Origin of the sequence: Mucilaginibacter angelicae, assembly GCF_042434235.1 — a bacterium.
GTDB classification, from domain to species: domain Bacteria; phylum Bacteroidota; class Bacteroidia; order Sphingobacteriales; family Sphingobacteriaceae; genus Mucilaginibacter; species Mucilaginibacter angelicae.
Map to the genome: position 1 here is coordinate 49,654 of NZ_JBHLTS010000022.1, position 14,423 is coordinate 64,076.

Below are 14,423 nucleotides of genomic sequence, written 5' to 3' on the forward strand. Positions count from 1 at the left end.
AGTTCATAGTTGTGAATGGGCACATATTATGTCATGTCCATACTAAAACTACTATGAACTATGATCAATAACCTATGAACCGAAGCATCAAAACGCCTCGCCTAAATTAAGACTTATTGATGAGAAGTTTTTGCTTACTCCATAATCAAGGCTGATATTGGTTCCCGCTTTTTTATTAAACTTGAACCGCAGGCCTGTTCCTCCGGCGGGGTGCCAGTATACAAAGGCATGATTTTCGGGCTCAGTAACGGAGTTTACGTTTGCAAATACTACAAAGCCCAACAAACCATTCCGGGTAATGTCGCGCCGGTACTCTGTTTCAAAATAAGCAAGCCTGTCGCCCCGGTAACGGCTTTGCGGAAATCCCCTGCCCGACCGCTGATAAGGCTCCCAGCCAAGGCTTGGCAGGTTAAGATATGGCGTGCGCGGCGAAAGTGTTGTCCAGAAGAAAGCCCAGAAAGCCAGTACATTTTTAGGACCTGTATTGTTTAATTGCACATACTTACGCACATCAATGTATAAAGATCGCCAGTCGGTATGGCTTCCAAAAACTTTGGCGTTAATCCGGTAAACCACATTGGCATAGGCTCCCGGCAGTGGATTGATAGAATTTTTGCGCGAATCGTACAATAAATTGAGCGTTACCCCTGATGAAAAAGCATCCTGATCAGCAGCGGTGCCATACTTATAGCCGGTAAACTTTCGCAGGTTTTGATCGCCGTTGCTTTCAATATCCATGTAATAATCAAGATTATAGCCTAAACCCGCATAAAAGTAAGGCTTGATCTTTTTTAACACGCTTTGATAAAAGCGCATATAATTATAGTTTACCAAAAACTTGTCATCAGGCGCCTGTTTACCCCCTAAGCCCCAGGTATATTGCGGATAAACCAGCAAACGGGTATCGCCCTGGATATTCCACTCATTATTATTAAGCCAGATGTTTGACCGGATAGGCAAGCCATACCTGCCCTTTAAATTAAAATAAGGAGTAAAAGTAAAGCTTGATAAATTGGTTGTGGCCTCATCACCAAGATAAAACCCTGCTGTTGTTGAGGTAAACAGCGCCCTGCCGCCGCTCCTTCCATCGGTTGTTGAAGTAGGAAAAACAGAAAAGTAGATTCTCTTCCTTACAGTTGCCTGCTGCCGGGGTTTAATTTTAAAAAACGAACGTACTATATCAATAACATCTCTTTGCGGTACTGTATCTTTTTTTATACTTACGGTATCAGTAACCGGCCCCTGCGCCAGCACCATTGCCGGAATTAAACACAAAATTATTACAGATAACCCTTTCACCATCGTTGCTTAAACAGAAATATCACCCTGCTGTTTGATCGTTAATAATATTAATAACGGATAAAACAGGGCAATCGCTTCAATTTAGCTAAATTTTAATTTAAATAAAAAAGGCCTGTAAAATCAATAATTACAGGCCTTCATAACAATCACTTAAATTAATGGTAAGTTGTTTGTTTAGTTACAGTTGTTTTAGTGGTAGTATAATGATGGTGGGGATGCGCCCTGCGCCAGGCAATGCGTGCCGCGCGTTGCCTTTTTTCCTCGCGCCTGCGGGCTTCATTACCAATAATATAACCACCACCGGCACCAAGTGCACCGCCCACTAAAGCGCCGCCGGCGCTATGGGTGATAAGCGCGCCGGCAACTGCACCGCCGGCACCGCCAATAATTGCGCCCTTACCCTGTTTGCTTATTCCCTTTTTCTTTGTAGTTTGTGCATCGGCATTAATACTGATGAATAACATCAGGCCAATCAAAAAGCACATATATATCATTAACTTTTTCATTGTGGTATGTATTTAATAAGTGTTAACACAAACACTTATACAAATAGCAGGCCGTTATTGAAAATAGCTGTTCAAAAATTCAACAATCTGAACATTAACTGACAATGTTATTTCAGGAAATCCAAAATTGATTTTGAAAATTCGGGGGTACGGCTGGCACTATTATGATCGCCGGGAACGTGAACAAGCTTTGAGCCGGGGATGAGTTTATTAAGAGCAACCTGGCCTTCGCTGTCATGATCTTCGGTTCCGTTAATAAGCAACACCGGAATTTTCACTTTGGCTAATTCCTGCTTGCTGGTTGATGGCTGCCACTTTTGCTGATAGGCTAAAGCAAGTTCATCAAATGGGTTACTGCGGATGTATTTGATCATACCGTCAACATCATGAAAGCTGGTATCGCCCATTAAAGCCTTATAGGCATGGATCCTTCGCGGCCATTCGGGGTTGGTATAAGCATCGCCCATGCCGCCCATTACGGCCTTCTGAACCCGCTTATCCAGCACAAATACGCGCGAAGTAATGATCGATCCGCGTGAGTAGCCTACAATATCATATTGCTTCAGGCCCAGGCTTGTGGCCAGGCCCATAATGTCCTTAGCTTCGGCATCGTTGGCATAACCGGCATCGGTGTGGGGCTTGTCCGACCGGCCGTTGCCCCGCTGATCCAGTATGATCACTTTGTAGCCTGCAGTCAACAGATCATTATAAAGCTGTCCTTTTTTCCAGCCTTCGCCGGTGCCCGAAAAACCATGCACCAGTATTACCGGGAAGCCATCGCCCTTTACCTCGTAATAAATTTTAACGCCATCAAACGAACTGTAGTAGCCGCCGGGGGCAGGAACCTGCTGCGCCAAAACACAGTTACCGATGATCAGCATAAAAATTAACAGGCTTAAACTTGCCGATAGCTTTTTCATAACAAGCATGGTTTATTTTACAAACAGGTTAATAACAGTAACGCCCACAAGCCCGATAATAGAAACAAGCGTTTCCATTAATGACCATGACTTAATGGTATCTTTAATACTTAAATTAAAATACTCTTTATAAAGCCAAAAGCCCGAATCGTTTACGTGCGAAAACGCCAGGCTGCCCGCTCCAATGGACAGTACCATTAAATTAGGGTTAACATGGTTCTGTAAAACCAGCGGCGCAACAATACCGGCAGCAGTTAGCCCCGCTACTGTTGCCGAACCTAAACTAATACGGATAATAGCGGCAATTACCCAACCCAACAGCAGGGGCGGCAGATTAAAGGATTGTAGTTGCGATGCTATCTGGCTGCTTACACCACTGGCCGTTAAAACCTCTTTAAACGCACCCGATCCCGCTATGATCAATAATATCAGTGCCACATCCTTCACGGCATCGGTAAAGCTGCCGGCAAGCTGCCCCATACTTTTGCCTTGCTTTATACCTAAGGTATAAGTGGCAACTATAAGCGCTATCAGCATCACAATTGACGGATCGCCAAGAAATGCAATGAATTTTGATACGCCGGGATCCTTTATATTGAGGTATGGAAAAAATGCAGTAAGCATTAAAAGCAAAACCGGCAATAAAGCGGTAAAAAAACTATTGAATGCACCAGGCAATTTTTCGATGGGTAGTTCTTCGGCACGGAAAGTAGCCAGCGGCTCCGACGGGATCTTTTTAAGAAACTGGGCAAACACCGGGCCCGCCAGTATTATGGCTGGAATAGCGATCATGAGCCCGTAAATAAAGGTTGTTGCCATATTAGCGTGAAACAAAGCCACCAATGCCGATGGCGATGGATGCGGTGGCAAAAAGCCATGCGTTACCGATAAGGAGGCCAGCATAGGCAGCCCTATATAAACCGCAGGCAGTTTGTATTTGTAAACTACCGAAAATATAAGCGGCACCATAAGCACGAAGCCGATACCGTAAAACAGGGGAATACCTATAATAAACCCGGCTGCCACCAACGCCCACTGAATATATTTTTCGCCAACGGCATCAACAAGTACCCCTGCTATTTTTTGTGCAGCCCCGCTTACAGCAACAAGCTTGCCCAGCATAGCGCCCAGGCAAATAATGATAAGCAGCTGGCCCAAAATATCGCCCATGCCTTTTTGCACCGAGGCGGTTACTTTGTTAATAGGTATGCCCAGCAACAGTCCTGCAACTATTGAAACAATCAGAAATGCAATAAAGGGATTTACCTTTGCCAGGCTCACCAGCAGAACCAGCAGGACAATACAAAAAAGGATAGTTAGCAGTACCATTAAGTTATATGTTATGTGTGGCCAGCAGAGCATGGAAAACCCTGCTGTTGCCAACTAAAGTAATAACAAAATTTGGGTTTAGGATTTTTAATGGCAAATGCTTTTAATTACGCTTTAACCAAAGGCATCTATACAGCATTCCCGGCATTACATCCTGAAAAACAGGCGATTCGTGTAAATACCTTACAACATATTGCTATTTACAGCATCGTTCCATTAATTATCTGAAAAATAGTTTTAATTTTGCATTAAAGTTTTATCCGATTAAGATTTAAGCCCAAACCATTGTTTACAGGATTCTGTATTTTTAACGAGCATACTTTAATACCTTTTCGGCAGTTACTTCTTTAATTTTTATTATGTTAAAGCGTATTTTAGTATTGGATGACAATCAGGACATACTTGATATTGTTCACGAAACCCTTACTTATGAACAATTTGAGGTTAAAAGTACATCAATAAGTACCGACGTGCTTCCGTTGATTGAAAGTTTTGAACCCGACCTGGTTATACTTGATTACCGCGTAGCCGGTACTAATGGCGGCGAGATTTGCCGCAACATTAAAGTGCATCCCCGTTTTGGCAATACCCCTGTAATTATCTTTTCGGCTTATGTGAGTAATGACAGCGAATTAATCAGCTATGGTTGCGACGCAATAATCAATAAACCTTTTGATTTGGCCGAGCTTGTTGAAAAGGTTAATAACCTGCTTTAAAAAACAAGCCAATCCTTTTTCAACTACCAAAATTGTTTAGTACCCCTGTGTATTACACCTTTTTGCCCCCCTGCTTTATCCCTTTTTTTTGGTAACCAGGAACCTCTATTATTAAAAAAACAAAAAAAGCATACAAAAGCATTCGTTGTTATAAATAAAGTGCATTTCAGAGGCATTAATTAAGTAATTATCAATACTTCAACAAGCTGATTGAAATATTGATAATTATATTAACTTTGTTATGTAAGTTAATATTAAACAATAAGTTAAATACAATAACCCCTGATTGTATTATGGTACTATCGATAAATGAACAAGAAAAAACGGAGCTAAAAAAAGTTCCTTTATGCCCCAGGTGTAAATCGGAGCTTGACAACCGGGTTCCGAGAGGGTTTCTTGTTAAAAATTTTCTGTTTTTTCTTCCGTTAAAAAGATATATCTGTTATAAATGCCAGCGTAAGCGGTATGTATTGCGATAATTAATTTAATTAATTTCTTAAAAGGAAATTAACACTTACTTAAAAGTACTTTTCATTATTTTCTTATCCTCCGATAATATAGATATTGTATTTTGGCTTCCTCTTATTTAAAAATTTGTGGAAGAAAACGAAGCGAAGTCAAAAAAAAGATATTATTGTCCAAAATGTGGGGCCCCTTACCATTTCCAGATGCGAAGGAGCTGGTTTTTGAAAAACATCCTGTTTTTTATACCCGTAAGGAAATATTTTTGTGCAAAGTGTAAAAAGTCGGCCCACATTTTTATAAAATGATGCTCAACTAATACATTTCTTTTCAATCTTCTCATGCCTTCTTTTCAGAAAGCAAACGTAGCCCGTGTGCCGGTAACAAAATTATTCTGTTATTTTAGAATACCGACCTTATTTGTGTACAATAAACAGGTATTGTGGTCTTTAATATCAGGATAACCGTGCTTTTATAGCCATATAAAATAGTCTTCACAAACCAAAGTGCTTAAACGTAATGCTTGGTATAAAATTTGCTAAGTAATAACTGTTAGTTATTGGAAGACGCAATATCTTACTGAGAATCAATTTTTTTGCTGAAACATTTTTTAATTTTTACATATGCGACGGATATTAGCGGTGGATGATGATAAGGATATTTTAGAGATAATAAAATATATACTGGAAGAATCGGGCTACGAGGTTGAAACTTTAGCCGAAGGTAAAAGTTTGTTCGACCGCATTAAACAGCATGAACCCGATTTAATTTTGCTTGACATTATGCTTGGCAATGTAGATGGGCGCGAGCTTTGCAAAATCCTTAAAAACCAGCAGGAAACTAAAAACATACCCGTTATATTAATTTCGGCCAGCCATGATCCGGGCAGGCTTGACCAGGCCGGATCTCCAGATGATTTTATAGCCAAGCCTTTTGATATTGATGTTTTATTAAGCAGTATAAGCAGCCAATTGAAGCGTGCTGCCTGATATACAACAGCGCAAAAAAAATGGGCAGGCAAATACTCGCCCACCCATTCAAATCAAAACAAAAAACTAAAAATTAAAAATTAAACATTTATAGTAAATGCCTTTTCCCGTTTAGCGCGGTTACGCAGCTTAAAGAAAATGACAAGGTTTAGGAAATGCATACCGCCCAATATTAAAATTATCCAGCCTACTTTATAGCTCAATACTTCAACCACTACCTGCATGCTGCCAATAGAGCCATACTCTTTAAGCGCCAGGCTCATATACCCTATATTTACCAGGTAAAAGCCCACCACCAGCAGCTTGTTAACAGAATCGGCCAGTTCATTGTTGCCGTGAAAAATATCCACTAAAAAGATCCTTCCGTTTTTAAACAGCACTTTGGCAACCCATACGGTTAATGCAATGCTTACCAGCAGGTAAATAACATAGGTTAAAATAAAGTAGTTCATGATGTTGAGGTTTTATTTATTATTAATTATTTAGAATTTTCAGTAAAAATTGAAATTTTAATTTAAAAAAATTTATTTAAACACTTTCAGTATCGAACCAAAAAACCAGTTCTCTTCGGCCTTAAGCATGGTATCCAATGTTTTGTTTACGTTATTAGCCAGCTTGTTAATATCAGTAACCGTAGTTTTAAACGTGTTATAAGCAGGATCCTTTGCATCACCATCTACCGTTACCAACTGATCAAGTATTTTAATAATGGGCGTAAGCTCGCGCTTTTTACGTTCCTCGGCTACACGGCGGGCAATAGTCCAAACATCTTTTTCAGCATAAAAAAACTCTTTGCGCTCACCGGTTTTGTGCTGCTTTTCAACCAGGCCCCAGTCAATTAAATCGCGCAGGGTCATGTTGGCATTACCGCGTGAGATGCTTAGCTCGGCCATTACCTCTTCTGTAGTTAAAGCTTCCGGCGAGATCATCAGCAAAGCATGTACCTGGGCCATGGTGCGGTTTATCCCCCACTCTGATCCCAGCTTGCCCCATGCCTCAATGAATTTTAACCTTGCCTCTGCCAATTCCATGCACAAATATAAACAAGTTTTTAAACTTTCAAAAAAAAATGAAACTAAGATTAGAGGTTAGAGGTTAGAGGTTAGAGGTTAGAGGTTAGAGGTTAGAGGTTAGAGGTTAGAGGTTAGAGGTTAGAGGTTAGAGGTTAGAGGTTAGAGGTTAGAGGTTAGAGGTTAGAGGTTAGAGGTTNGGTTAGAGGTTGAACGACTTACTTCTTATGGGGTTTCAAAATATTATCAACAATATACACAGTATTTGCATCAACCTTTACCAATCTTTAGGAAGCATTCATTGTAAATTTTATAAGGGCGTTGCCTGCGGCCCGGGCTGTACGCTCATACTACACATGGCCTTAGCCACTTGGCCGGTATCCGCTACCATCCCTAACGCGGATCGCGATTCATTGATCAATTAAGTTATTATATTGTTATGCTCCCCGTCGGCAGATAAGTTTCGGGCGAAAGCGGGCAGAACAATGGTGGGCACGTGCGGCTGCAAGGGCATAGCAAGTTTTTGCAGAAGCGAGGCCCGGAGCGAGCGAAGCGGGGCAAAATAATTGCAGCCGTGGTTCTGGCCGGTTTGCAGGGCAAAGGCCTTGTGCGGCAAAGAAACATTTCTGCCGACTTGATTTTTGGTTACTTTTTATCAAGAAAAAGTAACAGCCCACCCGCGGCAATTGAGCGGGCCAATGCTTATTAAAGCAACAAATTCCGTTACTTACCCAAAAATGGACAGCATCTACGGCGCAATTTATCTTCTATATGGAACTTATTACAAACGAGGTAAATCCTCATATAGCAACTACCCTCTAATCACTCCTTAAAAGCCCATCTATCTTCATATTCCATTCCTGTTGGTATGACTGGTTCGCGCCATGGCTGGTTTCATTATCGTATTGATTCTGTAACTGGTTCATTTCACGGTACGAGTCGAGGTATTGTACATTAATATAGCCATCATAATTATCAACCGGCAGTTTCATAGCTATGAGGGCCTGCTTAAAATGCCGGGCTACTATGGCCACAATATCAAAATGCCTTTGCTCATGGTTTAGTGCATAACTGGTACGCCCCTCCGGTTTTACCCAGGCGGCACTTTTAGGTAAAAACACGCGCATGCTCACCCTTACAACAACTATCGATTTTACAACATCCACTTGTTCGGTATAACCGAACCCGGGCAGCACCTCGGCAATATATTTTACGCCGCGGGCCTTATCCTGAAAGTCATTCCAGGTCAAAGGCCGCTTTGCCGAATAATAGATGGTATCGCCTTCGGGCTGTTCCGAATAATCGCTGAAGATCAGCTTCACCCCTTTAGCCAGTTTAATGTTGGTATCCGCTTCACGGTTAATCCATTTATTAAAAAAATCAAGACCGGCCATAAGCGCCCGGCTCATCAGCAACCCGGTATCATACTGCTGTCCGGCACTGCGATAGTAGGTCGTAGCAGCCGGATAATCAATCAAATGCACATTGCCCTCATCCTTTTTCAATTCAAACCACAATTGTATTTCCAGCCGGCCCTCTACCCTGCCATCGGTCATGGCTGTTTCAGTGAGTTTTAATTTTTTTATACGGATGCCGATAGGGCGCAAGGTTTTATTAACAGGGATAGCATAATCGATAAATTGCTTCACTGAAATTGCTGCACCGCCATGTAAATCTACCTTATATTTCACCGCCGGTAAACTGCCAGGGGTAGGCAATAACCAGGCTACGGCACTTCGGTCGGGCCGTTCATCAACAACATTGGCTATATAAAACTCATTAGTTTTTTCATTTAACTGCCTGTTTGTTAAAACAATTTCTGCATTTGTTTTTTGTGCTTTTGAATTTAACGGACAAAACACAAGCATGTACAAAATCACCGGCAACCACAATCCCGCCCTGTTAAAAACACTGTTCATAACTGATAAAAATAAAAGATGGGGCACACTGCCCTCAAGGTATTATAATGCTCAAAATACAAATAAATTGCACTGTTTAACGCCTAATCATTACCTTTGATTATCCACCGCCGGTACCACGGCAATACTTAACAATTTTAAAGTTTTCCACATGGATATGATCTTAAGTATTACCTTCGTTAAAAGAAGTGTTATCCACAATTGTTAATTTCTAATGTGAAAAGCCTCTTTTTGGTTTAGCTATTTTCGCACTATCGTTAGTATGCGCTTTATGATCAAAACAAGATACATCACCCTGCTCATTCCCGTATTTTTATTCTCAACTGCACGAGCCCAGCAAAACCCTTCCACTCAAATTTACCGCACTTACCATGCGGCTATTGACCTGATGGACAAGGGAAAATTTGCTTCGGCTGCCGAACAATTCCGTTTGGTTGAGGCTTACAAAATTAAAACAAGCACCCAGCCGCAGTTTGAAACCGAGTTATCACTCACTAAAGAAAACTGCCAGTATTACGAAGCTTTCTGTGCCCTTAATCTGGGTAACGATGATGCCGAAAGCATGTTCCTTCGTTTTATAAAAGAACACCCCGAAAACCCGCTTACCAGGCAGGCTTTTTTCCAGATAGGCAAATCGTACTTTAAACAAGGAAAATATGAAGACGCCATCCGCTGGTTCAATAAAGTTGAAGCAGGCGAGCTTAACGGGCACGACAATACCGAATATAAATTCCGTAAAGGTTATGCCTACTTTGAGTTAAAGGATTTCAAAAATGCCCAGCTGCTTTTTGGCGAGGTTAAAAATAAGCGTTCGGAATTTACCGAGGATGCTACCTATTACTTTGCCTACATAGCTTATCTAAATAAGGACTATCACCTGGCACTGGTAAACTTTGAAAAGCTTAAAAATTCAAAGAAATACGAAAACAGCTATCCTTATTATATCTCGGCTGTTTACTTTTTAGATAAACGTTATGATGATGTGATCAATTACGCTGTGCCTATTGTAAACAGCACCCATCAGCAAAACGAAACTGAGATGCTGCGCATCATAGCAGCATCATACTTTGCCAAAGCCGATTACGACAATGCGGTTAAATACTACGGCCGCTTTGAAGACCGCGACCAGGGCCGTACCCAAAATACGCAGGACAGCTACCAAATGGGTTATACCTACTATAAAGTAGGCAACTATGCCAAAGCTGCCAGCGAACTGGAAAAACTGGTTGAACAGCATGATGTTTACAGCCAAAGCGGCAACTATACCCTGGGCGATGTGTTCCTGAAAATGAACAACAAACAGAGCGCCCGTAACGCGTTCCTGAATGCTTCAAAGCTTGATTACGACAAGCAATTACAGGAAGATGCCCTTTACGAGTACGCCAAACTATCGTACGAGCTTGACTTTAACCTGCAGGCTTTAGGCGCTACAAGGTTATATTTAGCTACCTATCCGCGTTCAAAACGTATTGATGAGGTTAAGGTATTATTAGGCGAGGAATTATTGAACTCGCGCAGCTACAAAGAAGCGGTTGAGATCCTGGAGCCTATCCCTAACAAAACCCAAAGTGCCCGTTTAGCTTATCAAAAAGTTACCTACTACCGCGGTTTGGAATTTTATAACGAGCGCGCTTTTGAAAATGCGATAGGTATTTTCCTGCGCTCATTAAAAGATCCGGTGGATAGTAAAACTGAAGCATTAACCAACTACTGGATGGCGGAGGCCATGTTTGAGGTTCGTAAATACAGCGAATCTGTTGAAACTTTTGAAAAGTTTCTGAGCATGCCTGAGGCTAAAGAAACTGATGTTGCCAATTATGCAAACTACGCTTTGGCTTACGCAGCCTTTGGCGGTGAGCAGTATAAAAAAGCCGCTAATTACTTCGAGAAGTTTTTACAGGGCGATGTAAAAGATGTAAACACTCAAAACGATGCGATAACCCGCCTGGCTGATAGCTACTTTGTGCTGAAGAGCTACGGGAACGCCATGACGTACTACAACCGCATTATAGCCATGCACAACCAGGGCGAAGATTATGCCTTGTTTCAGCGCGGTATGATCCAGGGTTTACAGGGTTCCTTAGATACCAAGATCAGTACATTGAATGATGTATTGAACAAATTCCCTAACTCTGATTATGCCGATGACGCCTCATTTGAGATAGCTTATACCTACTTCCTGAAAACAGATGGTGATAAAGCTAAAACTGATCTGAATGCCATGATCCAGAAATATCCGCGCAGCAGCTATGTGCCGCGTGCGCTGGTTACTATTGGTTTAATTGATTACAATGCAGGTAATGACGATCTGGCTGTTGAATCATTTAAAAAAGTGGTGCAGGATTATTCCTCAACTGATGAGGCTAAACAGGCTTTAAAACAGATAGAAAAGATCTATACCGATAAAGGTGATGCCCAAACATTCATCAACTATGCGGGTACTACTCCTATCGGTAACTATACCACATCTGATCAGGAAAGCATTATGATAACCGCAGCCAACAACCTTTATCTTAAAGGCGACTGGCAGGGTACCGTAAGTGCGGTGAACGCTTATTTTGACAAGTTCCCGAGCAAACAGATCTACGAAAAGCAGGCTCGCTTTATCCGCGCTCAGGGACTGGCTAATTTAGGTCGCACGGAAGAAGCCGTTGTTGATTACAATGTGATCCTGAACGACTGGACAAGTGCTTACAGCGAAAAGGCATTGATCAGCATGGCAAAGCTATACATGCAGCAAAAGAAATATAACGAAGCTGTAGTGTTCCTGAAACGTTTGGAAACCAATTCTGAATACAAAGCTGATTATACCTTCGCCATCACTAACCTGATGTATTGCTACTCGGAAATGTTAATGACCGACGATGCTATCAAGTACGCTGAGCTGGTTAAAACCAATGATAAGGCATCGCAGGAAGATAAATTCAAAACCGGTTTATATGAAGGTAAAGCCTACCTGGCAACCGGCGATACCGCCATTGCTATAAAGCAATTTACCTACACCGCAACCAATACCAAAACTGTTGCTGCTGCCGAAGCCCGCTACAACCTTGCCTTTATTGAGTACGAAAAAGGCCGTTACAAAACATCGCAAAAAATGTGTTTTGACCTGGCTAAGGAAATGCCAAATTACGATTACTGGGTAGCCAAAACGTACATTTTGCTGGCCGATAACTACGTAGGCTTAAAAGATACCTTCCAGGCAAAAGCAACCCTTCAAAGTATCATTGATAACTATAAAGCCGATGACGACATATTACCTACTGCTAAAGAAAAGCTGGATAAACTGAGCGGCCGCAAAACCAAGGCCCCTGCCGCAAGTACCAAAGAAACTACCCAGCCCGATACAACTAACAAACAGTAACAAAGAGTAATATAAAAAAAAGACAAGCAATGAACTCAAGATACACATATACGCTGCTTACCTTAATAATAGCATTATACTTTGTTCCTGCTCAGGCACAAACAAAGAAACACGCCAAAAAAGCAACAGTAAAAACAGTAACTAAAAAGCCGGCTGCTAAACCGGCGCCTAAAAAAGCCGCTCCAAAACCAGTAACTAAAAAAGCTGCCGATAGCAAAAGTTTAGGCGATGCAGCTGCTAAAACAGTGCAGGATACTACTAAAAAAGGCGGTGGTAACAACCCCAACACATCTGCCAACGGCGGTAGCTTATCCGAGGAGATTGTAGTAACTACAGCCTATAAGCCGGTACTGGCCGATGCAGTTAAGATCCGCCGTAACCCCGACCTGGAAGATAAAGTGCCATTTAAAGCACCATTAACCTACGCGCCGCTTGATAAACGCCAGGAGCAAAACTCCGAGATCAGGCAGCTTGACCCAATGAAAAGGCCGGCCGAGCAGGATTCGATACTTACTAATAACTTTGCTAAAGTTGGTTTTGGCAACCTGAAAAGCATTTTTGGTGAAGCTTATTTTGCCAACGGCCGCGACCAGGCGTTACAGTTTGGCGGTCATATTAAACATTTTTCACAATCGGGTTCGCTGCAAAAACAAACCGAAAGCCGTGATGATGTTGGCGTATTTGGCAAAAGCATCATTGGCGATAATAACATATCGGGCCGCATAAACTACAACCGTTTAGGCACTTACTTTTACGGTTATAACCAGGATATTCCCGATAATAATTTTGAGCCAACCAAACAGCACTTTAATACTATAAGTGGTGAAGTTGAGCTGGCTAAAAACTATAAGGATGTTGAAAACGATTTCACTTATGCTGTAAAATTAAAAGGCTACGCTTTCAGCAATGCTTACCAGGCTCGTGAAAACAATATCGTGATATCAGGCTTTTTAAACCAAACTGTTAAGCAGTTTTATGCCGGTTTAAGCGGATCATTGGATCTGGCCAGCCAGAAAGATAGTCTTTACAACCTCGGTAATAATATTGCACGGGTTAACCCTTACATCAAATTTCAGGGTGATAACTACAAGATAGATGCAGGTGTTAACATTGTAAAAGAGTTTGGCGATTTCGGTAAGTTTTACATTTTCCCGGCTGCCAAGCTTGAGGTACAGGTGATCCCGAAATATGTACGCCTGTTTGTTGAGGCCAAAGGCGATGTTAACCGCTCTTCATTGCGCGATTTTGCCATGATCAACCCATTCATCGGTCAAAACATCAATATCAAAAACTCGGTTGACCAGCTGGATATCAGCGCAGGTTTAAAAGGTACTCTTGCTCCCGGCTTAAGCTTTAAAGCAGCCATATACCGCAACAGCATTAAAAACATGCCTTTAATGGTGAGTAATTTTAATGCCGAAGGCAACAAATTTGCTGTTATTTATGACGATGGCAAAGCCCGCGTAAATGGCTTTAACGGTGAATTAGACTTTAAGGCGACAGACGATTTTAACATTTTTGGCCGCGTTGAAATAAAAGACTATCAGCTGGCATCAGAAAAAGAACCATGGAACCTGCCTAAGTTTTTACTAACTGCAGGTACTGCCATACATATCGATAGCAAAATCACTGTTACAGGCTCATTGCTTATCCGCGGTTCAACTACCGACAGGTTATTGGTATTAGTACCATCTACCACGCCGGGTGGCACTGCGGTTTACAACCAGGTTAAACAGCCAATTAAAGGTTTTGGCGATTTGAGCGGCAGCGTTGAATACAAGATCAACAGCAGGTTTTCGGTATTTGCGCAAGCTAATAACATCCTGAGCAGCTCATACCAAAATTGGTTATACTACCCTAACTACGGATTTAATATATTTGGCGGCGTAGGCTACGCGTTTTAAGC

Annotated in this window: 11 protein-coding genes; 4 read left to right on the plus strand and 7 right to left on the minus strand. The window is 41.7% G+C overall.

What is annotated here, in order from left to right; all coding sequences use genetic code 11:
• Positions 1 to 87 precede the first annotated feature (87 nt).
• The 4 genes from ACFFGT_RS12540 to ACFFGT_RS12555 form a co-directional block, all read right to left on the minus strand.
• Positions 88 to 1,302, minus strand: coding sequence for a BamA/TamA family outer membrane protein (locus ACFFGT_RS12540; protein ID WP_377022881.1), 1,215 nt, complete (start codon positions 1,300 to 1,302; stop codon positions 88 to 90).
• 155 nt (positions 1,303 to 1,457) lie between these two features.
• Positions 1,458 to 1,808, minus strand: coding sequence for a YMGG-like glycine zipper-containing protein (locus ACFFGT_RS12545; protein ID WP_377022882.1), 351 nt, complete (start codon positions 1,806 to 1,808; stop codon positions 1,458 to 1,460).
• Between the two features lie 107 nt (positions 1,809 to 1,915).
• On the minus strand, positions 1,916 to 2,728 hold the full coding sequence (locus ACFFGT_RS12550; RefSeq protein ID WP_377022883.1) for an alpha/beta fold hydrolase: 813 nt from the start codon (positions 2,726 to 2,728) through the stop codon (positions 1,916 to 1,918).
• Positions 2,729 to 2,740: 12 nt separating this feature from the next.
• Positions 2,741 to 4,057 carry a GntT/GntP/DsdX family permease gene (locus ACFFGT_RS12555; RefSeq protein ID WP_377022884.1) on the minus strand — a complete coding sequence of 439 codons (1,317 nt, stop codon included), beginning with the start codon at positions 4,055 to 4,057 and terminating at the stop codon, positions 2,741 to 2,743.
• 359 nt (positions 4,058 to 4,416) lie between these two features.
• On the opposite strand from ACFFGT_RS12555, the gene ACFFGT_RS12560 reads away from it, so the two are divergent.
• Positions 4,417 to 4,773, plus strand: a complete 357-nt coding sequence (locus tag ACFFGT_RS12560) for a response regulator (protein WP_377022885.1) — start codon at positions 4,417 to 4,419, stop codon at positions 4,771 to 4,773.
• A 1,085-nt stretch (positions 4,774 to 5,858) separates the two neighbouring features.
• Positions 5,859 to 6,224, plus strand: coding sequence for a response regulator (locus ACFFGT_RS12565; protein ID WP_377022886.1), 366 nt, complete (start codon positions 5,859 to 5,861; stop codon positions 6,222 to 6,224).
• Positions 6,225 to 6,304: 80 nt separating this feature from the next.
• Here ACFFGT_RS12565 and ACFFGT_RS12570 read toward each other — a convergent pair whose 3' ends face one another.
• From ACFFGT_RS12570 to ACFFGT_RS12580, 3 genes are all read right to left on the minus strand, one after another.
• Positions 6,305 to 6,676, minus strand: coding sequence for a hypothetical protein (locus ACFFGT_RS12570; RefSeq protein WP_377022887.1), 372 nt, complete (start codon positions 6,674 to 6,676; stop codon positions 6,305 to 6,307).
• Positions 6,677 to 6,748: 72 nt separating this feature from the next.
• Positions 6,749 to 7,255: a GbsR/MarR family transcriptional regulator gene (locus ACFFGT_RS12575; RefSeq protein ID WP_377022888.1), complete on the minus strand. Its 507-nt coding sequence runs from the start codon at positions 7,253 to 7,255 to the stop codon at positions 6,749 to 6,751.
• A gap of 797 nt (positions 7,256 to 8,052) precedes the next feature.
• The gene (locus tag ACFFGT_RS12580; protein ID WP_377022889.1) at positions 8,053 to 9,153 is read right to left on the minus strand and encodes a DUF922 domain-containing protein; all 1,101 of its coding nucleotides are present in this window, start codon (positions 9,151 to 9,153) and stop codon (positions 8,053 to 8,055) included.
• 271 nt (positions 9,154 to 9,424) lie between these two features.
• On the opposite strand from ACFFGT_RS12580, the gene ACFFGT_RS12585 reads away from it, so the two are divergent.
• The gene (locus tag ACFFGT_RS12585; RefSeq protein WP_377022890.1) at positions 9,425 to 12,517 is read left to right on the plus strand and encodes a tetratricopeptide repeat protein; all 3,093 of its coding nucleotides are present in this window, start codon (positions 9,425 to 9,427) and stop codon (positions 12,515 to 12,517) included.
• A 29-nt stretch (positions 12,518 to 12,546) separates the two neighbouring features.
• The gene (locus ACFFGT_RS12590) at positions 12,547 to 14,421 is read left to right on the plus strand and encodes a porin family protein (protein ID WP_377022891.1); all 1,875 of its coding nucleotides are present in this window, start codon (positions 12,547 to 12,549) and stop codon (positions 14,419 to 14,421) included.
• Positions 14,422 to 14,423 lie beyond the last annotated feature (2 nt).